The 23,408-nt window shown below is 41.5% G+C and carries 22 protein-coding genes and 1 pseudogene; 20 read left to right on the top strand and 3 right to left on the bottom strand.

The annotated features are described in order from the left end of the window. The first annotated feature begins 24 nt into the window (after positions 1 to 24). From QRX25_RS10020 to QRX25_RS09940, 17 genes are all read left to right on the top strand, one after another. Entirely contained in the window at positions 25 to 1,317 is a 1,293-nt protein-coding gene (locus QRX25_RS10020) for a phage major capsid protein (protein WP_193350271.1), read from the top strand. Positions 1,318 to 1,339: 22 nt separating this feature from the next. Then, positions 1,340 to 1,765: a collagen-like triple helix repeat-containing protein gene (locus QRX25_RS10015; RefSeq protein WP_099743836.1), complete on the top strand. Its 426-nt coding sequence runs from the start codon at positions 1,340 to 1,342 to the stop codon at positions 1,763 to 1,765. Positions 1,766 to 1,782: 17 nt separating this feature from the next. Next, positions 1,783 to 2,085, top strand: coding sequence for a head-tail connector protein (locus QRX25_RS10010; RefSeq protein WP_212098005.1), 303 nt, complete (start codon positions 1,783 to 1,785; stop codon positions 2,083 to 2,085). Next, positions 2,075 to 2,389, top strand: a complete 315-nt coding sequence (locus QRX25_RS10005) for a phage head closure protein (RefSeq protein ID WP_064107591.1) — start codon at positions 2,075 to 2,077, stop codon at positions 2,387 to 2,389. The genes QRX25_RS10010 and QRX25_RS10005 overlap by 11 nt, the downstream gene beginning before the upstream one ends. Beyond that, complete coding sequence (locus QRX25_RS10000; RefSeq protein WP_099743838.1) at positions 2,390 to 2,788, top strand: HK97-gp10 family putative phage morphogenesis protein; 399 nt, start codon at positions 2,390 to 2,392, stop codon at positions 2,786 to 2,788. Then, positions 2,785 to 3,168 carry a tail completion protein gp17 gene (gene gp17, locus QRX25_RS09995; protein WP_014418191.1) on the top strand — a complete coding sequence of 128 codons (384 nt, stop codon included), beginning with the start codon at positions 2,785 to 2,787 and terminating at the stop codon, positions 3,166 to 3,168. The genes QRX25_RS10000 and gp17 overlap by 4 nt, the downstream gene beginning before the upstream one ends. A gap of 14 nt (positions 3,169 to 3,182) precedes the next feature. Continuing rightward, a complete protein-coding gene (locus QRX25_RS09990) occupies positions 3,183 to 3,791 on the top strand; it encodes a major tail protein (protein WP_099743839.1) in 609 nt (202 codons plus the stop codon). Between the two features lie 65 nt (positions 3,792 to 3,856). Continuing rightward, complete coding sequence (gpG, locus tag QRX25_RS09985; RefSeq protein ID WP_212098003.1) at positions 3,857 to 4,225, top strand: phage tail assembly chaperone G; 369 nt, start codon at positions 3,857 to 3,859, stop codon at positions 4,223 to 4,225. Positions 4,226 to 4,430: 205 nt separating this feature from the next. Next, a complete protein-coding gene (locus tag QRX25_RS09980) occupies positions 4,431 to 8,918 on the top strand; it encodes a phage tail tape measure protein (RefSeq protein WP_212098001.1) in 4,488 nt (1,495 codons plus the stop codon). After that, the gene (locus QRX25_RS09975) at positions 8,912 to 9,751 is read left to right on the top strand and encodes a phage tail domain-containing protein (RefSeq protein WP_212097999.1); all 840 of its coding nucleotides are present in this window, start codon (positions 8,912 to 8,914) and stop codon (positions 9,749 to 9,751) included. Before QRX25_RS09980 ends, QRX25_RS09975 begins: the two co-directional genes overlap by 7 nt. Positions 9,752 to 9,765: 14 nt before the next feature. Then, on the top strand, positions 9,766 to 11,469 hold the full coding sequence (locus QRX25_RS09970) for a phage tail spike protein (RefSeq protein ID WP_212097998.1): 1,704 nt from the start codon (positions 9,766 to 9,768) through the stop codon (positions 11,467 to 11,469). Between the two features lie 52 nt (positions 11,470 to 11,521). Further along, positions 11,522 to 14,086 (top strand): peptidase G2 autoproteolytic cleavage domain-containing protein, encoded by a 2,565-nt coding sequence (locus tag QRX25_RS09965; RefSeq protein WP_212097997.1) that lies wholly within the window; start codon positions 11,522 to 11,524, stop codon positions 14,084 to 14,086. 13 nt (positions 14,087 to 14,099) lie between these two features. Continuing rightward, positions 14,100 to 15,596 carry an XkdV family phage structural protein gene (locus QRX25_RS09960; protein WP_212097996.1) on the top strand — a complete coding sequence of 499 codons (1,497 nt, stop codon included), beginning with the start codon at positions 14,100 to 14,102 and terminating at the stop codon, positions 15,594 to 15,596. Beyond that, entirely contained in the window at positions 15,593 to 15,955 is a 363-nt protein-coding gene (locus QRX25_RS09955; RefSeq protein WP_212097994.1) for a YomQ N-terminal domain-containing protein, read from the top strand. Before QRX25_RS09960 ends, QRX25_RS09955 begins: the two co-directional genes overlap by 4 nt. Then, entirely contained in the window at positions 15,952 to 16,140 is a 189-nt protein-coding gene (locus tag QRX25_RS09950; protein WP_373925701.1) for an XkdX family protein, read from the top strand. Before QRX25_RS09955 ends, QRX25_RS09950 begins: the two co-directional genes overlap by 4 nt. Positions 16,141 to 16,191: 51 nt before the next feature. Further along, positions 16,192 to 16,614, top strand: a complete 423-nt coding sequence (locus tag QRX25_RS09945) for a phage holin family protein (RefSeq protein ID WP_212097992.1) — start codon at positions 16,192 to 16,194, stop codon at positions 16,612 to 16,614. Positions 16,615 to 16,659: 45 nt separating this feature from the next. Continuing rightward, complete coding sequence (locus QRX25_RS09940) at positions 16,660 to 17,820, top strand: N-acetylmuramoyl-L-alanine amidase (RefSeq protein WP_212097990.1); 1,161 nt, start codon at positions 16,660 to 16,662, stop codon at positions 17,818 to 17,820. A 276-nt stretch (positions 17,821 to 18,096) separates the two neighbouring features. Here the strand turns inward: QRX25_RS09940 and QRX25_RS09935 are convergent, their stop codons facing one another. After that, positions 18,097 to 19,035, bottom strand: coding sequence for a DUF6414 family protein (locus QRX25_RS09935; RefSeq protein WP_212097987.1), 939 nt, complete (start codon positions 19,033 to 19,035; stop codon positions 18,097 to 18,099). 180 nt (positions 19,036 to 19,215) lie between these two features. On the opposite strand from QRX25_RS09935, the gene QRX25_RS09930 reads away from it, so the two are divergent. Beyond that, positions 19,216 to 20,706, top strand: a complete 1,491-nt coding sequence (locus QRX25_RS09930; RefSeq protein WP_212097984.1) for a glycosyltransferase — start codon at positions 19,216 to 19,218, stop codon at positions 20,704 to 20,706. Between the two features lie 93 nt (positions 20,707 to 20,799). On the opposite strand, the gene QRX25_RS09925 is transcribed toward QRX25_RS09930, so the two are convergent. Next, a complete protein-coding gene (locus tag QRX25_RS09925; protein WP_212097981.1) occupies positions 20,800 to 21,492 on the bottom strand; it encodes a hypothetical protein in 693 nt (230 codons plus the stop codon). A 178-nt stretch (positions 21,493 to 21,670) separates the two neighbouring features. On the opposite strand from QRX25_RS09925, the gene QRX25_RS09920 reads away from it, so the two are divergent. Beyond that, the gene (locus tag QRX25_RS09920; RefSeq protein ID WP_212097978.1) at positions 21,671 to 21,814 is read left to right on the top strand and encodes a hypothetical protein; all 144 of its coding nucleotides are present in this window, start codon (positions 21,671 to 21,673) and stop codon (positions 21,812 to 21,814) included. Positions 21,815 to 22,062: 248 nt separating this feature from the next. Continuing rightward, on the top strand, positions 22,063 to 22,293 hold the full coding sequence (locus QRX25_RS09915) for a helix-turn-helix domain-containing protein (protein ID WP_212097977.1): 231 nt from the start codon (positions 22,063 to 22,065) through the stop codon (positions 22,291 to 22,293). 619 nt (positions 22,294 to 22,912) lie between these two features. Here the strand turns inward: QRX25_RS09915 and QRX25_RS09910 are convergent. Continuing rightward, positions 22,913 to 23,356: pseudogene (locus QRX25_RS09910) on the bottom strand (GNAT family N-acetyltransferase); the annotation flags it as partial. Positions 23,357 to 23,408: the final 52 nt, after the last annotated feature.

The raw sequence follows: 23,408 nt of genomic DNA, 5'->3' as shown, positions 1-23,408 counted from the left end.
TTCAAATCTAAGGAGGATACCCGAATGCCAGTTGCAATGACAAAAAAGGAACGTGAATTAAGACAAAAATTCACACAAAAGAAACAAGAGGCTTCAAATCTTTTGGAGGATGGAAAGCCTGAAGAAGCTCGCAGCATGCTTGAAGAAGCAAAAGAGCTGCAGAGTCAAATTGAATTAATGACAGAGGGCCGCAGTTTAGAACTTCCGGGGATTGGCGAGGAACGAAACTTTGCTGCAGAAATCAAAAGTGAACCAAAGAATGAGCCGGAAGAGCGTGATATCTTAACAGCGACGAAAGAATACCGGGAAGCGTGGTTGAAAGTACTAACCGGCCGCAGCCATGATCTTGAAACAGAAGAACGAAACATGATGGAACGCGTTTTGAAAGAGAACCGTTCATTGTCTGCAGGCAGCGATAAAGATGGCGGCTATACAGTGCCGGATGATATTTCAAAAGAAATTTTGAAATCTATCCAGGAACTAAACTCTGTTCGTAATCTGATCCGTGTTGTTCCGAAAACTGCGCCATCCGGAAATTATACGGTTCGTAAAGGTGTTGCCGGAAAACTTTATAACACAGCGGAGAAAGAACAGATTAAAGAACTGAAGAATATGGAATTTGATCAAATTTGGTATAACGTCAAGAAATTCGCTGGAATCATGCCTGTTTCCAGTGAGTTGTTAAATGATTCATTTGTAAATTTTGTTCAAGAGATCGTGGACTGGCTGTCTGAATCAGCCGTTGTAACAGAGAATGATGAAATTTTTTATGGAGACGGCGGAGAGAAAAACGTTGAAGGTATCATTAGCAGCGGCAAATTCAAGTCTATTAAAGCGCCGTCACTCATTACGATTAAGTTTTTAAGAAAAGTGAAAAACCAAATTAAGCGCGGTTATCGACGAAACGCTGTTTGGGTGATGAATACTGAAGCGTTTGAAACACTAGCAAATATTGAAGACAAAAACGGTCGCGGCATTTTAGCGGAGGATCCAAGGAATGAGGATAATTTCTTGCTATTTGGGCGTCCGGTTGAAATCTATGATGAAGTCCTTACGGATGATAAAACACAGAAAACACACATTCTTTTCGGCGACTTTAAACGCGGCTACTTCATGTTTGATCGTCAAAAATTCGAAATTAAATCTACAGATGTTGGCGGAGATGCCTTTCTTACGGATCAGACATATTTCCGCGGTATTGAGCGGTTCGATGGAAAAGTAGTAGATCCAGAAGCTGCAATCATTGTAACTGATCTTGTTGTTGGTGAGGATGCAAAAGTGGAAACACCTGAACAATCTGCTGATCTTGGAAACTAATACTGAAAGGATTGATTAAAAGATGGCAAAACTAAATAACATTTTAAACGAAAGTAACGGTGTGCTAACTTCAGCAAGAGACAACGGGGAAGGGGCGCCTATTACGGATATTTCTGTTGCTGACAATAGTGAAGAAAACCCACTCTTTGTAAAAGGACTAAAAGGAGATCCAGGTGAGCAAGGACCAAAAGGCGATAAAGGAGATACGGGGAAACAAGGACCGCAGGGGGAACCCGGTCCAGTTGGTCCGAAAGGCGAAAAAGGTGATCCAGCAGTTATTGATGAGGGCAGCATTGTACATGAAATGCTTGCTGATAAATCAGTTCGCAGCAATAACATTGGAACAGGCAGCGTCATGATGGATCATCTGAACAGTGAAGTGAAGGCTGTACTTGACGGTATGCAAAAACAAATTGATGAACTGAAATCCACCACTCCTGCAGAATGAAAGGCAGGTGATGCCAGATGACAGAAGCTGAAAAAATAGAATTAGAAAAAGCGAAAAAATTCCTCCGGGTTGATGGTGACCTGGAGGACGATTTAATTCTCGCGTTCATTGCCTCCGCAAAAGAATACATCACTTCGGCAACGGGCCTTGCTTTTCCCAATCAATCAGCACGGGCCGCCATGTGCGTAAATGCTTTTGTGGCACATTGGTATGAGAACAGGGAAATAGCTGGTACAACATCTAATTTAGACGGCGTGCTGACCTCGTTAATCAATCAACTGAAATATACATTGCCGGGGAGGGTGTCAGATGCTGAATGATATGCGTTACCGCATTCAATTTCAAAAAAAGAAGCCCGGCGGCCGTCTGCCTGTGGAGGGAAATGATAGCTGGGAAACAGTTATTGAATGCTGGGCAAAGGCTGAGGGCTTAAAGGGCCGGGAATATTATGCGGCAGCAGCCATACAAAAAGAAAAAACAGTTCAATTTACGATCCGGCACCGGGAAGATATCAATGAACACATGCGAATCGTCTTTCAGGGAAAAACATACGAAATTGATGCTATCTTGCCGAACTATTCGCGCCGACATTTTATTACGATCAAAGCAAATGTGGTGAGCTAAATGAATTTTGAATTAGAATTGAAAGGTTTTAAGGAATTGGAGTCCACTTTCGCTGAACTGGCCCGTAAGGATGAAAAGATCCATAAAGCAGCTGTGAAAGCAGGAGGAGCAATTTTAGCGGCAGAGATCAACGATGAAGCGCCGCGTTCTGCCATCGGCGGCAGTCACCATCACATTGATGAGGATATTATCGTCGGCAGCCGAATCAGAAGGGATGAAGACGGAGAAATATATGCGGTTGTAGGACCGACCAAAGATACTAAATTCCGTGTTCACTTGCCGGAATTTGGCACCCTCCATCAGGCTGCCAATCCCTTTATTCAACGGAGTATGATAAAGGCAAATGACAAGATGCTTGAATCAATGGAAAAAGTCATAAAGGCAGGCTTTAAACTGTGAATCTAGTAGAAAGGTCATCACAACTAAAAAATAAAGTATTTGAAGCGCTGGAAAAAGATCCAGCGCTTTTAATGCTGACTGGCCCTGAAAATATCTATGAACTGGCTGTGCCAGAAGGTTTGGAAAGCCAACCTCCATATATTGTGGTTCAAGAATTAGAGTACAGAACGACTGAATGGGCAGATGGGCATCCAATTAAAGATAGCACTTTGTATCAAATTGATGTGTATCACAACCAGTCGTGTGATCCAATTATGGCGGCTATCTTGGATGTTATGGGGAAACTGGATTTTCAAACGACAGTTCTTATCAATGAATTTTTACAATCAGAGCGCCTCATTCGAAAAGGTTATCGGTTTGAGGCAAACATTTTATTATAATCGGAGGTTTTATGATGCCTGAATACAGCTCAATGGTGGGATTAGAAGGCGTTCAATACGCACCATTAAAAAAAGAAAACGGCTTTTGGGTTGCCAGCAAGATTGTCGACTATCCACATGCAATAAATGCAAAGATGGCAACTGATTCATCTACAGAAAAGCAATATGCTGATAACAAGGTAGTTGACCTTGCTGTTTCAACTGGTTCAACGAAATTAGACTTAGAGATGAGAGATGTTCCGCCAGAACACCTTGTCAATTTGTTTGGGATAGAGGAAACCACAGACGGACTGTATTTATTTAAGAAGAATGTTACTCCGCCTTGGATTGCTATGACTTTCTTTGGTGTGAAAGCTAATGGAAAAAGACGTTATGTCGGCTTAGTCCAAGGTCGGTTTACGCTGCCTGATGACGACTGGAATACAAAAAAAGAAAAAGTGGACTTTCAAACTTCTAAGTTGTCAGCTGAATTTCTTGAAAGAGACCAGGATGATGTATATAAAGTGATCGCGGATGAAGATGCTCCTAATTTCGATTTAGATAAGTTTTATGAAAAAGTGTATGGCAGTGCCTATACATCATCCACCGCCGATCAAAAAACAAGTACAGATCTAGGTGCTTAACTTAGGGATTAGGGAAGCTTAAGAGCTTCCTTCCCTTTGTATTCGTATAAAAAGGAGGAGTCAACATGGCTCAAAAACATATCTCTATTAAACTATGGTTCGAAGATGAAAAGAAATTTAAAACATTTATTGCACCCCGGACAAATACAAAAACACTTCTTGAAGCATTACGATTAAATGCAGAAGCGGAAAAAACAGCGGATAATTTGGAGAAAAGCATCAAAATCCTCGAAAAACAGCTGCAATTTATTGTCGGGATATTCCGCAATCAATTTACTTATGATCAATTATTTGAGGGGCTGGAATCTTTTGAAGTGGCGAAAGAAGTGAGCCGCATTCTCTCGGAAGTTGCCGGCTATAAAGAAATTGAGGCTGCTGATCAGGATTTTTTGCCGGAACAGACGGAGAAGAATACACCTACGAACGCGGAATAGAGCAAATAAACGAAATTTACGCCACTCTCCTACAACAAGGGTGGAGTATGAGCGCAATTGACGAGATGGACATATATCACTATTTAGAGATACTGACCGAAACTAATAAACCAGAAGAAGTGAAATTTGAAGATGTCTTCTTTTAGACGGGCTTATAGCCTGTCTTTTTTGTTGAATTTTTGCCAGGAAAGCGGGGTGGATACATATGGCTCAACCAATAGGAAATATGGTCGTTAAGGTCGGTCTTGATGATACAGGATTTAACCGAGGCATTGAAGGCTTAAAAAGGCAGATGCGCCTGGCAAATTCAGAAATGAAGGCAGCCGGAAGCATTTATAAAAATGCTGGCGACCAATCAAAGCTCTTGCAATCACAGATGGAGGGCTTAAGCAATAAGTATAAGATTCAAGGCAGATTAGTCCAAGAACACCGTCAACGATATGAAGAACTGGTCAGACAGAAAGGAAAAGACAACCGAGAGACACAGATTCAGGCGCGGCGTTTGAATGATGCTATTGCGGTCCATGAGAATCTCGGCAAAGAGCTGAATAAAGTCGGTAAAGAGTTTCAAACCATGTCAGACAGCAGCAGTCGGGCTGCAGGCATTTTTTCTGTTTTTAAAAAGGATTCAAAGGATGTATCAGAAGAGCTGAACGCTGTTTATAAATCCGCGACAGCCACGGGAAAGGCGTTAGCGGGAATTGGTGCCGCCGGAGCGCTTGGGATCGGTGCAACCGTTAAGGCCGCAGCGAGCTTCGAGAAAGATATGAGCCGTGTTGCCGCATTAGCGAATGCAACGGACGATCAAATGACATCATTAACAGAAACAGCCCGTCATCTCGGCGCCGTCACACAGTATACGGATGGGCAAGTAGCCGAAGGTATGCAGTATTTAGCGATGGCCGGCTATAAGACGAACCAAATTATCGGTGCAATGCCAGGCTTGCTTGCAACGGCTGCCGCCGGACAAACCGACCTCGGCGTTACGGCTGATATCGTTTCTGACATCTTAACTGAATTTCATATTAAGGCAGAGGACACAAACCGTGTTGCTGATGCAATGACGTATACGTTCACAAACTCCAATGCCACTTTGCAGGAGATTGGCCAAACGATGAAATACGCGGCTCCGGCTGCAAAAACTGCAGGCGTCAGCATGGAAGAGTTGGCCGCGGCAACGGGTATTATGGCAAACAGCGGCATTAAAGCAGACATGGCCGGAACAGCCCTCCGAGCAACGCTGACCCGTTTGGCGGCTCCGCCTAAGCCAGCTGCTTCCGCTATTGAGGAATTAGGTCTGAAAGTGACGGACTCTACCGGCAAGATGCGCCCGCTGGCTGACATCATGGGGCAGATCACAGAGAAAACAAAAAATTATACTGAAACAGAACAGATCCGGATCGCCAAGCAGCTTGCCGGACAGAATGCTCTATCAGGATTTATCACACTTATGCATGCAGGGAAAGATAAACTGCAAGAATTTACAGAGGAAATAGAAAATAGTGGGGGCATTGCTGAAAAAGTGGCTGACAAGCAGATGGACAACCTGGCCGGATCCGTAGAATATCTGAAATCTGCAGCAAACAACGCGGTGATCACCATGGGAAACCAGTTTATACCGATCATCAGGGCTACTACTGATGGACTGACATCATTAGTGACATGGTTTGATTCTTTACCACACTCTGTGGCGAGCACTATCGCTATTACAGGTGGAGCAGTTACGGTATTTTCTCTTTTGGGCGGAGCTTTTCTGCTGGTACTTGGAGCATTACCGAGGATTGCAGCAGGCTGGAATATGCTGCGCACGGCCGGCGGATATTTAACCGGTAACGTCAATCGGGCGTCGGCAAGTCTCGGTATTTATACGACTGAAGCCGTTGCGGCAGGCGCTGCATCCCGAACTGCTGCAGCAGGTATAGCGACAACCTCCACTGCGGCAACGGTAGCAGCTACGCGGATGGAAAGGCTTAACCAAACAAACACTGTGGCAACGACACGAGTTGGCCGGCTGGAGCAATCGGCAAATAAAAGCTCGAAAGCGATGCGCGGACTTGGCGGCGCTTCCCGTATGGCCGGTACTGGTCTAACTCTTTTCGGCGGTCCAATCGGGACAATTGCCGGACTCGTTCTTACCTTTGCTCCTGAGCTGTTAAAGTTCGGCGCCGGAATTATCAAAACCGGATTAAATGCCGTAAAAGGGGCGGGCGGATTTATGAAGCTTGCAAAAAGCGGTTTCGGCCTCTTTAACATACTTAAAAAAGGCACTGCTGTTGTCGGTCTTTTACGTGGCGGACTTGGATTGTTAGGCGGACCAGTCGGCGCGCTAATTACGGGTGTGACTCTCTTAGCTGATGCCGGATTTAAGTATTATGACAATTTGAAGAAACGAGTGCTTCCAGCGACAATTGATTTTGGAGACGGTGTATCAAAATCCACAGCAAAAGCTGTAAACGCCTATGAAGACATGAACATTGAGGTTACTGCCAAGCTGAACACCCTGAAAGCAACCAATGCTACCATCACGAACGATATCGCAGATGATATGTCAAAGCGCTTTAAAGACATGGGAGATTCTTTGAAAAATGGATACAAAACCAGCGCAACAAATGCAACTAAAGTGCTGAAAGAATTTTATGCTTCTAATAACGGAATGTCTGACAAAGAGGAAAATAAAATTATTGGCAAGATTGATGCCTACAATGAGAAAAAACAAAAGAAGATCCAAAAGTATGTTGACAGAGTGGATGAAATTTATAGAACTGCTGCCCGTGAAAATCGGGAAACTACAGACAAAGAAAATAAAGAAATAGCTAAAATTCAAGGTGAAATGCTTGCTGAAATGGAGACTGCACTCTCACGAAGCAAGGCTGAGCAGACAAAGATATCTAAAAAGTTAAAAGAAGAGACGTCTAATCTTTCTGCTAAACAAGCGGCTGCTGTTATAAAAGACAGTAACAAGGCAAAAGAGAAAACAATTAAAGCAGCTGAGAAACAACGTGATGCCGTTATTGATGCCGCTGATGAACAGTATTATGTGAAAGGTTCAATCTCTAAGAAAGAACACGATAAAACCGTTAAAAATGCAAGGAGTCAGGCTAAAAAGACAATTAATGAAGCAGAAGAAACTCATAAAGGTGTCGTAAAGGAAGCGAAGAAGCAAGCTGAAGGGCATATTGATCAGGTTGATTGGGAAACTGGACAAATACTCAGTGCCTGGGATCTACTTAAAGTTGATTTGGCAACCAAAGTAAATGCTATTACTGATGGGATAAATGCATTTTTAAAATTTGTTCACGCGCCTACAATTCCAGAGTGGAAGCCAGCAGGATACGATAGTCGCCAGTCTTCCACAATGCAAATTGCACCGGGATTAGCCTATGCCAAAGGAACAGACTTCCATCCCGGTGGCCGGGCATTAGTCGGAGAAGAAGGGTGGGAGCTTGCTCACACGCCTGGCATCGGCACTTACATTGTCGGAATGGGCGGCCCGCAAGTGTGGGATCTTCCGCGTGGTACGTCTGTTCTTCCGCACGCTCAGTCGAAAGAAGCAGCTGCCACAGGGCTTCCCGGTTATGCAAATGGGGTCGGAAGCTTCTTCAAAAATGCGTTTGAGGGATCAAAAAAGCTGGTGAAAGGCGCTGTCTCTGTCGGCAAGAATGTCATTGGCAAAACGAAGGATGTCGCTTCTAACGTTATGGAAATGATTATGAAAGGGCCGCAAAAGATAATCAGTAGCATTTTCAAAGGCATGATCCCGTTTAAAACAGGAACCGGAATAGACGGATTAGGGACTGGCATTCTCAAAACGTTAAAAAACGGTGCCCTTCAATTTCTAAAAGGGGTCTTGCCGGATGCGGGATTTTTTACGGCCGATGCCTATAAAGGCGCAACCGGGTCTGCACAGGTCCAAAAATGGGTATCGGAAGCGGTCGGCATCGCTGGTGTCCCGTTTTCATGGGTTCCCGGCTTAATCACGATTGCCATGAAGGAGTCAGGAGGAAACCCGAATGCCATTAACCTTACAGATTCAAATGCAAGAGCGGGAAATCCTTCAAGGGGGTTAATGCAGACCATTCCGAGTACGTTTTCCTCTAACGCATTTCCGGGTCATAACAACATACTTAATCCGGTGGACAACATTCTTGCAGCCATTAATTACATCAAAGGGCGATATGGAGATATATCCAACCATCCAGGCTTGAAATCAATGGCGCGCGGCGGTCCGTATGTGGGGTATGCAAAGGGCGGTACTTCTCCGGGGCGAGGTGGCTCCAAGCTTGCCGTCCTCAACGAACGAGGATACGACGAAACCACTATTACGAAAGATCCGGCATACCGTGAGAGGAATATCGGATTATGGGCGCGTGTCGGGCGCGAGCTTGGCGTTCTCCCTTCGTTACAGGAAGGGATGATCTCGAAGGCTTTGCTGTTGCTTCAAAAAGCAGCCGTAGCACAGCCTGAAAGTGATAAAAGCGTCAATATTGATATGACTCGGGTCGTGGAGAATCAAGAAAGGCAGATCAGCATGATGGGACAGCAGATCGACGCTCTACAGCAAAACATTCAGCTATTACAGCAGCTGGTATTAAAAGACAACAACACCTATATTGACGGTGTCCGAGTAGACCAAACAAGCGCTGACCGATATAGAAGAAAACAATATAGAAACGGGGGTAAGCCGGCTTGGTAAAACTATTTTTGGATTTTGATAACGGATTGGGGGAGCAGAGCCTTGACAGCTTGCTCCCTCAATTTGAAGTGTTGAGTTTTTTGGCGGAAGCGCCGATTATCAATCGGGAAACGATCACTATTCCGCGGCGTCATGGTGTTGTCTCAGCACAGCACCCACGTGACGTGACCTATTCATCAAGAAAGGTCACTGTAGAAATATATATGAAGTCAAAAATTCATAACAATTTTTATATGCTTAGGCATCAGCTCTATGCCTTATTGGTGAAGCCATTTGCCTATTATATCTCTACTGACTTATGGCCGAATCGCCGTTTCCTTGTCACGTGTGATGGGAATTTCAGCATTTCCAAAGAAAAGGAGAAAACACATGCTGTTTTTTCGGTCGAGTTTACCAATATTACCGGGATGGCAGAATCTAAACATTCAACCAAAACAGCGCAGAATCAGTCAGGGGAGAACTGGAACATTGGTATGAACCTGCAATCAGATGACAACCTGGCCTATTATTTTAAGAATCAGAAACGCTTTTCTGTCTTTAATTCCGGAGACGTCCAAATCAATCCTCTTGATCATGCGTATAACGTCCTATTGAACGCCAAGGGAAAGAATGTAACGCTAATCAATCATACCAATGGCGAGAAATTAACGATTGAACAGGAGTTGAAGAAGTCACAACAGGTATCGTTTTTAAAGCAGTACGCGCTGCTCAATAATAAACCAATAAAAACATCTGGACGTCTGCCGAATCTCGAAATTGGATGGAATGAGTTTGAAGTTCAGAATGCTGATGATTTTGTCATAGAATTTGACACACGGCTCTACTACTTGTAAGGCAGGCGGTTTATATGGCGAATACAGATTTTATTAAAGAGATTGCCGGAGACGCCCAGCAAATATATAAAAAGCACCGTATTCTCGCATCACTGATCATTGCGCAGGGATGCTTAGAAAGCGCTTGGGGCACAAGTGAATTGGCGACAAAAGGGCATAATCTTTTCGGTATGAAGGGTGAATACAACGGCCAGTATGTCATTATGCAAACATGGGAAGTTATCAACGGAGAAAACATACAAGTTTCGGCTAAATTCAGGAAGTACCCTTCGTGGAAAGAATCTATACAAGATCTGGCGAACCTGTACTTAAATGGCCTTAGCTGGGACAAAAACCATTATAAAGCTGTCGTTGGGGAAACAGACTATCAGAAAGCAACCGCGGCTCTCGTCAAAGCCGGGTATGCTACTGACCCAAATTACGCAACTAAATTGAACAGCCTTATTTTGACCTATAAATTAACGAAATATGATACAAACGAGGGAGTACCGGACGAACCGGGTAATCCGAGCACACCAGATCCTGAGCCGGATATACCAAGTAAAGAATTTGACGGTAAAGACATTACGCTAAATCAAAATTTGCCGAAAGACGTTTATTTTCCTCAGCTGCATGTTTCCAGTCAAGACGGAAATCAAGTGGTCGAGGTCATTGGCGCCGATCCGGATTTATTAGATGATACCACGGGAAAAAAAGACATTGAGTTTACGATCACTCGTACTGCTGATAACGGCATTGAATATGATTTGCTCATAAATGACAATATCCTTTATCTGGACGAAAAAAAATTCAACCATCAAAAATACTTTATTACGATGGTTGAGGTTGATCAGGAAAAAACACTCAGCAAGAAAGTTTCTGCAAGCCATGTTTTCGTTGCCGTTTTGAACAACCATTATGTAGAAGAGACGATCAGCGGTACACTGACTGTACGAAAAATGCTTGATTTCACATTGAAGGGGACGAAATTCTCTTACATTTTCAAAGACAAGGAAAGTGAATTTAAAAGTGTGGAGCAGGAGAATTTTGGTGATAAGTTCGCGAATGAGCTGATAAGCGAAATTGTGGAAGACTACGGCTTAGAGCTTGATGTAGATAATTACAAGATTTACGTTTATAAAAAGATGGGAAAGCGTATCAATCACACTCTCGACTCTCGTTATAATATGCCCGGCATTAAAATTAAAACATCGACAGACGGCTGCTCTACCCGAGCACGGGGATACGGAGCGATTAAGGAAAACAGCAGCACCGACAGCAAAAAAACGGAGTACGTCTTTGAGCCGGTCCTTTACAAGCACCCTGACGAAAACAAGTTCTTGCTTGATGGCATGCCGCGGTGGGCTGAGCCGCTGCGCGACGAGCGTTATAAAAAAGAGTCTAGCATGATGGAGGCGCTTAAAAAATACGTGAATCCTTACCCGAAAATGGAGATCGAAGTGGATTATGAATACATCTATGAGCCAAAACTTCTTGACATACAAGATGATTTTTGGAAAGGAGACACACTTCATGTGTTGGCTGATACAGTTTATGGCGTAACCTATGAAGACGATGTCCGACTGCTTTCCATTCAATACAAGCCCTTAAATCCATATGCGAAGCCAACATTGAACTTTGCTAATTTCCGTAAAGACATCCAGGATATTCGGATGGAGCAAGAAAAGCGATTAAAAGATCAAAAGCGTTATGTACAAAAACTGAGAATGATGATTTAGAAGCGCTCTTTTCAAGAGTGTTTTTATTTTGTCTTGAAAGGAGAGTGACACATTGGGATTCAAGTTAATCAAGGATTATGACACCACTAGAAACGCAAGGTATATTGCTGAACAAAGAGCAGATGCTGAGACCGTTGAAAACGGATTGAATAGTCTTGAAAACGAGATAAACAGCCATAAAAAGAGCAATAAAGCCCACTCGTCGGAGCAAATTGACCATGGCGGATTTTCTTTACGCTCATATATCGATGGTCTATATAACCGGATTCGCAACCTGATTTTAAATGCTGATGGAACTAATGTAAAAGAAGTAGTAGATGCACGGGTTGATGCTGAAGGAAATATAACCCCTTTGCTCAAGGAGCGGCTGGATAAAGAATATAACAAGCTTCTCCAAAAGATTAAACGAACCGTCAATGTAGATGACTTCGGTGCTGATCCAACCGGAGAAAGTGATAGTTCAGAAGCGTTTAAAAGGGCAATTGGTACTGGTAAGGTTCGCCTCATGCTATCAGCCGGCACATATGTTGTTAAAGGAGTCAAACTTCCGTCTTGGACATATATGATTGGTCAAGGTATGGGTGTCACTACACTAAAGCTCCATGAAGATACACCGGCCAGCGAGTGGGTTGTTACAAATGCTGATCATACGTTAGGCAACCGGAATATTGTTGTTGAAGGTATGTCTCTTGATTGGAATCCGGAACGTCAAGGCGGTGTAGGAGCGACTGGGGGGATACATTCAAGCTGCTTGACGTTTGCGCAAGTCAAGTTCGGTATCATCCGTGAGGTTGAGGGTATTAATCCGGGGTTGCATTGCTTCGATATAACTGCACCGACATACGATATTACTGCGAAAAATTATACCGCAACTGGCAGTAAGTATATTTGGATTGACCGCTGTGTTGGCTCCGGTTATGGAGACGATGGCATTACCACACACTATAGTGAATACATCTTCATTACACATAACGTCATGACAAATCCTACTGGGAAGGCACACCGCAAAGGCGGGGCCAATTCTAACGGTATTGAAGTGGATGATGGTTCTAAGCACGTATGGGTAATTGACAACTATACAGAGGGTAATGTCCGCGGTGTAGAGGTTAAGGCACATACGGAATGGCCGGCGCCTTGTAACGTCCATATTCGCGGCCATGAATCCTTCCGGGACGTTCGGTCATTTGATTTGCGACACATTGGCCATCATTTAGCGACGGATCCGTGGAGTGAGACAGCGCGTGACGTGACGTTAGTAGATTGCACGTCAAGAGAACCAAGATTCAATTCGCTTTATGAAGGACTAGCTCCAAAGGCACTAGTTGTTTCGGCATATCAGAGAGTGAAAATCATTGGTTTTACAGCGATTGGGGATCCGACATACGACTATAAAGGAGATTCAGTTATTGCATTTCAATATAAAAGTCGGAAGATAAACGTTACCAATCTTCAAGTAACTGGATTTAAAACTGCTGAATATGACATTCGGATTGTTGGCGGCGATCAACGAACAGATGATGTCTTCATTTCCGACTTTGTAAGCCATGAATCTGCACCTAACGGGATCGGAATAGGAGGCGGCGTATACAATGTAAATTTAGTTAATGGTTTACTGCACGGCTCGAATGGTATAACTGGCATTACATCGCCTAATACTCAAACGAACATTCTTGCAGTAAGGGCTTACGGCTATACAAACGCGGCGGTAATAGGAAACCAAAAGCACTCTGTCGTTCCTAATAACGTCAAAGGCGGTTTCCGCGCAGCAACATCTTCCGGGCATCCACTTACGAATTATAGTGCTATCATTGCAAATACCGGATTAACAATTGCAAAGGGTGAACGAAATCTGATTGCTGGTAACGCAGGTGGAGCTACCACTGAAGGGTCACGAAATGGTGTTATGTTTTCGTACGATTCGCATACGACCGGAGACGGAGCTTCTTCGGGTGTTATGTTTTCAAAGGCTACAAAGAATAGTAAATCTTATTCCCTAGCGATGGGTCACGGTGATGGCAGCGCTTCAGAAGCGAATAAAAAGATCGAACTTAATGCTAAAAATGGGACTGTTCGAGCTACAGGCGCTATTGAAAGTGTATCTAATTTAAAGGACTTAGCGGAGTATTTTGAATCTGCCGACGGTTCAAAGATTGAAGCATCTTATCTTGTCGCGTTAGAAGGCGATAAGGTTCGTAAAGCTCATGTAGGGGACAAGATTCTTGGCGTTGTTTCAAAAACAGCCGGCGTTGTGCTCGGTGGAGCATCGTTTTATTGGAATGATCGTTATCTTCGCGATGAATTTGGCGGGCTGGTTTATCGTGAGGTGAATGATGGAAATGAAATTCTTCAGATCCCTGTTGAAAATCCGAATTATAAGCCTGAAGCGGAATACAAACCAAGAGAGGAAAGAGACGAGTGGCATGTAATCGGTCTGATCGGTCAAGTCTTCGTTAGGATCGACGAAACAGTAACAGTCGGCGATAGTGTTTCAGCCATCAATGGTGTCGCAACAAAGGCGGAAAGCGCCGGATACGGAACTGTTATGAAAATCAAAATTCCGTTCGATGTAAAAAAAGGTTACGGGGTAGCGCAGATGCTAGTTACGCCGCAACATTAAGGAGGAATCAAAGATGTATAAAACAGGGGGCGTGTCATTCGATATAAATGCGGGGCGGGCAAACGGTCGAACCACTAACATACAATTTATGACGCAAGATACGGGCAGCGCGAAGCTGTCTTTTTCTTTTACAAAGGATGGCGTACCATTGCCTCTGTCAGCTGTGGACGCAAAAATCGTTCTGCTATATGCTGACGGATCATTTTATAAAAAAAGCCTTACGCTTATAGACAAAGTCAATGGTACAGCTGAATACATTTTGTCTAATGAGGAACTCAAGCATTACGGAACCGTTAAGGCTGAAATCAAACTGTATTATGCGAACGGTCAAGCCCTAGCGACTTCATTTTTCACCTTTTCTATCGCTAAAACGTTAGAAGATCAGAACATCATCCCGACAGCTGACTATTATATTGATGATTTTGAAACACTGAGGGATGGGATCAACCAGACTGTCAAAGAAATCAGCCAAACCGTTGAGGAATTACGGGAGAAATTTGCCGATCTCGAAGCCGTTGAAACAAAAAAGGGCGCTCAGGAGAAGGCCGATGCTGCAGAGAAAAATGCCAAGGCTTACACGGATGAGCACGCGAATGACGAAGAGAAGCACATCACAACTGACGAAAGAAAGGCGTGGAACGACAAGGAAACCCCGCCCGGCGCCCAAATGAAAGTAGATGCCCATGCAAATAAAGCAGATATGCATGTTACAAGAAGCGACAAGGATAAATGGAATGCAGGTCAGCTCTTTAAAATAACGCAGGACAACGGCAAGATCTTTTTTAAAAGCAACAGTGAGACAACGGATTATAACGAACTTACTGCAACTGGAATGTACCTGGTATACAACCTTGGATTAAACGGACCAGGTTTGACTCAGTGCTTTCTACTAGTTATGAGCAATGGGAATACGCTCGTTCAAACTGCGTGCGACGCGTCCAATGGGTTGAAATCCATGTATCGAATTCGTAAGTACGATGCGGCAACATGGACACCTTGGATTGAATTAGAGACCACTGGCGGGGCCCAATCAAAAGTGAATTCACATGCTAACACTAAGGAAATTCATGTTACTCAAGCTGATAAAGATAACTGGAACGACTATGTTCGTCAATTTATGGCACATAATTATAATCAAGATAGGCATCTTTCAGCTGCCGAACGTGCTAAATGGAATGGCAGCATTTCCTATTCGAATATTACGTTGAAAAACGGTGCAACTGTTGGTACTAGGGTGCCCATTTATGCAAAATGGGGTGCGCTTTTATTATTCAGGGGGCATGTGAGAACAGATGCTGAAATTATATTTGGATCAATTCCAGCTGAATACGCTCCCATAGGCGGTGCTGTCGTTTCAATACCTCTTAGTGGAACAGGCGGAACGGCTAATTTAATTGTATATGATAATGGTGACTTGAAAATTAAATATCCAACACCCGTTGACTCAAATAAATTAGACGGCTTTTATATAGATGTACCAGTGCCGCTGCAACAGGGAGGAGCAACATGATCCAAGCCTACAAATATGGAGAAGATTTTATTTCTATTGGGCCTATTATTGTAAGGGAAGTAGATGAAAACGGGGACTATATCATTCCTGATAATTCCACGCTAATTCAACCACCTTCATTTTTTAAGCCGAAATTCGATCCTAGCAAGCAAGTATGGGTAGAAGCGGCAACACGAGAAGAAAAGGATGCCATATTAGAGCAGGCAAAAAGTGTACGAGAACCAACAGCTGTTGATATTCTCAGACAACAAAATGCCGCCATCATGGAGCAGCTGGCAGAAGGTCAAAGCGCAGCCGAGGAACAGTCAAAAATATTGGCTGACTTGCTTCTTATGTTAGCAGAGGGAGGAAAAGCATAGTGGATTGGTTTTCAAATATAAAGACTATTTATGGCTGGGGCCGAAACTATTATACGAATGCTAATGTCGCCCGTTTTGTTGAATTGAACAGAATTACTGAAGAGCAATATAAACAAATCACTGGTTTAACCTATCCCGCTACAGAACAGCCAATCAGTGTGGATGTGGGCGGAATAAGGAGCTAATAAACACCTGCAGAGGTGTTTTTATTTTGCCTCAAGGGAGGTGATCAACAAATGGAGGGAATACAAGTGTGGATGAACTTTGAAAGCTTACAGATCGCAAGAACATATCTTTTCGGGGAGGTGAAATACCTTGACTTACTTCTCATCCTCAGTATTCTGGATGTCGTGACAGGAATTATTAAAGCATGGAAGCTCAAGAAGCTTCGCAGCCGTAACGCATGGTTCGGGTACGTCCGTAAGATGCTCAGCTTTTTAGTTGTTATTGTGGCTAATATTATTGATACAATCACAAATTTGAACGGTGTTCTGACTTTCGGGACCGTTCTTTTTTATATTGCAAATGAAGGACTGTCAATTACAGAGAACCTTGCGCAGATCGGCGTTAAAATCCCGGCCGTCATCACTGACCGGCTTCACGTAATTGAAAGCGACAACGACCAGACAAAAGAAAAAGACGATCAAGCAGCTGGTTAATCCGGCTGCTTTTTTTAATCCAAAAACAGAATAGGAGAGATTTTAATGTCAGCATACAGAAACCAATATATTGATATTAACAAATGGACGCGGCCGGGAATTAAAAACAACGGCGTGAAGAAGCTGGCGGTGCATTACACGGCAAACCCTGGCGCGCCTGCTGCCAATCATTATAGATACTTTGGTCAAACGCTTCCCGCCCAGAATAGAAATCTATCTGAGAAAAAACAGACGTTTGCATCTGCACATATCTTTGTCGATCGTACAGAGGCTATTTGCATTATTCCGTTGAATGAGGTGGCCTATCATGCGAATGACATTCTGCAATTCGTCAACGGGCAGCCTTACCGGGGCGTCGCGGCGCTGAAACCGAATGCGAATTTCTTATCCATAGGCGTGGAGCTTTGCATCGAAAAGGACGGAACTTTCCATCCTGATACCATTGCCCGCGCAGAACAAGTTTGTGCCGAGCTGTGCAAAATGTATAAACTTAATCCAATCAATGACATTGTTCGTCACTATGACATTACACATAAAATTTGTCCGGCGCCGTGGGTAAACAACTCGCAGGGTTTTGCCGATTTTAAAGCCCGTGTCAAAAAGAGAATGGCCGGAGCGGTTGTAACGGTGCCAGTTGTATCAAATCCAGATGTTACCCATACAGATACAGGGAGATTCATTAAAAACACGGTGGTTTCAAGTGATGGCCTTGTTCTACGTACAAAACGGAGTGCCTCTTCTTCTATGGTGCTTAACCTGCCGAACGGTACGGTCGTAAAATATCAAATTGGTTCGACTGTGAATGGTTGGGGCTATGTTGAGTATACCAATTCCAAAGGCCAAACATTTCATGGATATGTCAATGTCTCTTATATCAAGAGTGATAATGAGTTAAAAAGCGGTAGTAAGAAAAAAGTAACAACCTCAAAGCTTAAAACCGCCAAAAAATCAAAGATCAGCCTGCCTGCGGGTATTTTTAAAGTCACAAACCCGTTAACCCGAGGGGAGTCTGTAAAACAGATCCAGACTGCGTTAGCGTCTCTTCATTATTATCCGGATAAGAACGCAAAAAATTTTGGTATTGATGGTGCGTATGGACCGAAGACGGAGAATGCAGTGAAACGTTTCCAGTCAATGTATGGCCTTCCTCAAGACGGTATTTACGGACCAGATACAAAGGCGAAAATTGAAGCCTTATTGAAATGAAAAAAGCTCCTGAATGAAAGGAGCTTTTTCACATTATAATTTTGTATGCATAAAATGGTTTATGATATGATATTTTAAAACTGAGGTGAAAAAAATGTTCAAATTTGGTCGTAACGTAATAAAACAAGCAGTTGATCAGATTAATCATTTAAATGACCAGTTCGATAAAACACAAAAAAATAATAGGATACGTACGGAAGCTCGAAGTAATAATTTAGACAACAAATTTGAAGAGTTCGATAAAATAAGAAAAAAAAGAAGAGATTTATTTAATAATTATTCAAAATAAATAGCGATTGGACTAACAATATTATCGCCTTCGTTAATAAGTTGCATTGATCCTAATGCGACATCAAGGAATAAATTTGGCATTTTATAGAATTCATCTGCTTTTAATTCTTCAAGATTAAAACCATTAAACACCCTTTGTTTCTTTGAAGTGAAACGTCCAAGTAATTTAACTTTCCTATTGTTTTCTGATCTTAACGAAAGCGAAGTTGTGGATTCCCTTAAATTGGAATTTTTAATTACCCCTGCATTATTCCCTACTTTAATAAATGAATGATCATCGAATATATCAGATAAATAATCACTAAATGCGTGAAGTTGTTTTAATATCAACAGTGTTGGTTTAACAGAATCATGTATAGTTACAATTTTTTCAGCTACACCCATTAATTCACGATCTTTAGCATTGGGGTTAGTTTTATTTGTGAGTTTTTTTGCATCTTTATATGTCATTGGAGAATCAGCGATTTCTGCTAATAATAGATTTTCTGTTTTTTCGGGATTGCAAAACCTCTTAATTAGTGAAAAATCATTTAATCTCAATTCAGATTCAATTATAAAAAAGTCGCCCTCTTTTAAATCAGAATCTGTTTCTTTCAGTAAGCCCTCCTCAGTCAACTTATCCATTAATAATGATAAAGAATAATCGTGAAAAGATTTATTAAGAATATCTTTTTCTCCTTCTAAAAAAGACCGCCCTTCATGAAAGCCTTCTTGTGCATCAGCACCTAATTTTCCATTCACATTTAATGAAACGATGCCTAGTCTAGCGCCGAGTTCGGCATTTTTACGATTTGAATAATTAGAACCATCACTTTCAGTTTTTTGAGAATCACTATGATGTGAAATGTCTGTAGTAAGCCCTTGATCAAGTTGTGCTAAATTTGAGTTCATTAGCTCAGTATCTAAGTATAGTATTTCTTTCATTATAATCCCCCTTTTGATAAGGATAATTATACCATGGAATTTTATAGAATGGTAAAAATTATTTTTCTCCTGTGAATTAATTGAAATAAAAAGTATCATTCTCTTTTTATATGACTATTTCATTAAAATTTCATTTATAGTAATATAATCTAGTGAAAAAATATGAAAAGGGGATAAAATATGTCTCTCGTTAGTCCTGTTTTTTTGTTTAATTCCTTAAATGCAAAAAGAGGCGGTATGACCAAAGCAACAATACATAGAGCGAATACACTTGTTTCAGAGTATAAAGAAACTCAATTTCTAACCATTCTTTTTCAAAAGAATCATAAAAGTATTATTCAAAATCTTTATAATACCAAGGAATTGGATGAAAGAGTGAAGGTTTATAATTTATTCAATGATCTAGATCCTTCTAAGAACAGTAAAGAAGATCATCGTATAAAAGGGGATCCGAATAGAGAAGAAGAAGGCTTCATCGTTTTTAAAGCAAACAATGCTTTTCGTTACTTCAAAGATGGTCTGTATGTAAAGTACAAAAAGTTCGATAACAATGGACGGCTTGCATATATTGATTACATGAATGAAGCTAGACACAGGCTTCGCAGAGAAGAATATAACGAGGATGGTTATTTAGTACGTGAACGCCAAATGGATTTGTTCAGCAACAAACCAAAGTTAGACCGTTATTTCGGAAAGGATGGGAAATGTTATCTCACAACATGGTTAAAGCCTAAAGATGAAGAGATATTCCGCTGCAATCTTTTCTATTCCGAGCCTTTAGAATTTAAGAACCTCGAAGACCTTGCGGCATATTGGATAGCTAATCGAACAAAAGAGATTGAATCACCAATCATCATGTCTGACAACCCTAAAAATTTCAGTCTATTATTGGATAAAAGATTATCTGATGTGAGAAAAGTAGTCGTGCTGCACACTAATCATTACGATTTAAATGAAAAGGGTGAATTTGAACTAAGTCAACAATACAATGCTTTATTCAAGAATCCTGATAAATTCGATCAGATTGTGTTTTTGACTGAGGAACAAAAAAATGACTTTTCAAACGAGTTTGGAGAGCGGTTGAATTATCGCGTTATTCCACATGGTATAAGTAAACCTGACATCGAGAAGGATAATTCTAAGGTTAATCCGCACCTAGCGGTAACTTTGTCCCGCTATCATAAAGAAAAGGGACTAGAGGAAGCTATAAAGGCATTCAAAAAAGTAGTTGATGTTATTCCAGATGCGAAATATGAAATTTATGGCGTGGGCGAGCATGAAACATACTTTCAAGAACTAATTGAAAAATTAAACTTAACGAAAAATATTGAATTAAAAGGGTTTACAGACAACAAAATTGAGGTTTATCAAAAAGCGGCTTGTTCTATCCTCACTTCAAAATCTGAAGGATTTGGACTAACCATTCTTGAAAGCTTAGCTGCAGGTACACCGGTAATGTCATATGATATTAAATACGGCCCTAAAGATATGATACAGAACGAGAAAAATGGTTATCTTGTTAAAACCCAAAATGAATTGGCAGACAGGGTAATAAAAATCATGTCTGAAGAAAAAACAAGAAAGCGTTTGTCTAAGAGCACGAAGTCTATATTTAAAGGGTTTGGCCAAAAAGTTTATCAGAAAGCATGGTTTGCCTTATTAAACGAATAAAAAGAAGCCTCTTTCATTTTGAAAGGGGCTTCTTAATAATTCAACTTTATTCTTATGTATGATGACCATTATAACTGAATACATTACGATTGCTCACCAAGTTAAATTAATATCAAAATCCTTTACATTTGTAGTCACATCTTTATCCGGCCAAAAATCCCATTTTATTCTGACTGATTTGATTTCATTAGGATCCTTCAATTTTTTTATTGGATAAAGCACATACCCTTCTTTTTTTGCTCCAGACATAATTTCTCCACCAATATCTTCACTGAGTGATAAACTGGCATCTATTTGTTCCTTAGTATTGGTAAGTAGTGTGCCTTGATTTGGAAAAGTTGAGATATCCTTTTTACTTTCATTATCAATGACAAAATGAACAGCTATAGCTCCTTCAGCACCGGACTCCATTTTGTCTTTAACGATTCCAATACGATCGATTTTAAACGTTGTATCATTTTTCTTTTCTGACCAATTTAAATCATGAACTACAGTAGAATCATCATCTGACACAAATACTTCCTTGTCTTTAGAAGAAATTTCATTTTTTTCTTCATCTAAAGATGTAATGTTCGTATTATCACCTAATTCTGTTCCTGTGTCTCTATTTCTGGAACTTGTGTCTGAAAACTGTCCTCCCAAATAGAAAAAGAATATAGATGCCACAAAACAAAGTGGGGCTGTTAACTTACCAAGTTTTCTTGTTCGTTTGATGAAAAATAAAATCAAGCCTGCTATAAACCCAATAAACAAAAAAACCCCTATAAAACTTAGAAATATACCCATAATATCCCCCTAAATTTAGACGATGATTCCATTTTAATGGAATGAAGGATGTTTATCCATAGTTTTATTTGCGAAGATATGAATAAAAAATTTTCAATAAAGGAGATTATTTCACGTAAATCTATTGACCGTTGTAAATAGGTTTAGTATAATAAAAGTATCGAAAGGAGGTGCTAAAGTGGACGAGATCAGAAACATAGTTCTTATCATCGGTGGAATCGTGACCATTGTCAAAAATATTTATGATATTTGGCAAAAGGAAAGCGAGAAGCGAGAGAAGAACAGAAAAAAGCGCTCCCGCCGGACAAGCAAGAAGCGCTAAAACATAGTAAGACAAGGGGAGTAATCCCCTTGCTCCTACATTATATCACGTCCACGACGATATGAAAAAATATTTAAAGCACTACAATACATTAGATATGACGACGTTGTTTATTATATTAGTGGGTATTGTTACAATTGATTTTGAAACAGCTGGAACATTGGGAAAGATTGCAGGTGTCATCTTATATATGGCTGCGATCGTCACCATACTAAAAGGTTTTATTCTAATTTGGAGAGAGAACAGACATGACAGAAAATGAAAAAATACAGTTTATTCAAAAAGAAGTACTGACTGCAGCGGAAACCGGAGAATTGCTCGGTGTCACGAGGCAGCGTTTGAGTGCTCTTGTGAGCTCTGGGAAATTGAATCCGGTTAAGAAAATAGGAACAGTGAGTTTATTCCTTCTGAGTCATGTTGAGGCCCAAAAAAAAGAACTGGAAGCTGGTCGGAAGAAGTACAGGCCGTATGATGATTAATGATTTATATTTCGAAAAAAATAACACAAAAATAACAAAAATCACATCCAAGGATGAAAATGCGTGAATTCGTTTCTGCTTAAGAAGTGCTCAAAAGCGTGAATTTAAAGGGAAATAACAAGTTATGAAAGTGTACGGTAAGTGACCAACTTATTTATAATATGATTCCTAAAACGAAAAAAACCCTTGATGTGACAAGGGTTCAAGAGGGTTAGTCACCCGTTTTTCTTAAAAAATAACATTTCTTTATGAAATCCCGAGATCGAGGATGCTTCCGAAAGTTTGCTGAACTTTTTGGGAGGCATCCTCTTTCATTTTATTTGTAACGTGGGTATAGATTTTCTTCGTGTGAAAAAGACACATATTGAGCGATGCGTGTAAGTGAACAGTTAACCAAATGTAATAGAAAAAAGGGGAATTAAGGGATTATGTCATAATCGAATACCATTGTCCGGACTGGGATTACACAAAACTTGATTTAGAAATTCAACGAGATGCCCGCTGCGAGCATTGGCTGTCTTCCGTAAAAAGCACGAACGGGACATTTTTAGTAAGGACCTCGCCGTCTCTTTTTATAGTCGCAATATCTATTGAAAATTGGCATCTGCTTTAGATGCTATGAGCGCTGGTTGCGAACATCGGTTTTCAGCGTCACTCTGACAGCTTGCCACACGTCAAACGCATGGGTCAGCATCAAAAGTTTACACTCCGTATTGACACCTGTCCGCTGCACGGAAGAGGCATACCATGTGCTGCCGATCTCACACACTTCAGGCGCTGCATCGGGCGGCCGCGTAAACACTTCAGCATCCATAAACCTCGTGCTCCCGACGATTCGATCCGTTTTAAGGCACCGTACTGCAAAAGGCAATGCAAGCCCTTTTCCATAATCGGAAAGCGCACGCTCAATATAACGCTTTGTTTCTTGGATTCCGTCAGGTACATGGCTGTAAGCGTAAGTTGTTCTGTTTTCTGAAGCGGCTTCGCAGAGTGCCTGAGAGTGATCCAGCTTCATCGGCTCTAACTGAACGAGTGTCCCTTTAAGTATCACGGGTGTCAGCATTCCTATCACAACCTTTTTATATGAATGGATCAAGTATAGTCGAACGATTTGT

It is taken from the genome of Bacillus sp. L381, from assembly GCF_030284525.1.
Lineage (GTDB): Bacteria > Bacillota > Bacilli > Bacillales > Bacillaceae > Bacillus > Bacillus amyloliquefaciens.
This window is presented reverse-complemented; position numbering and strand designations above follow the sequence as displayed.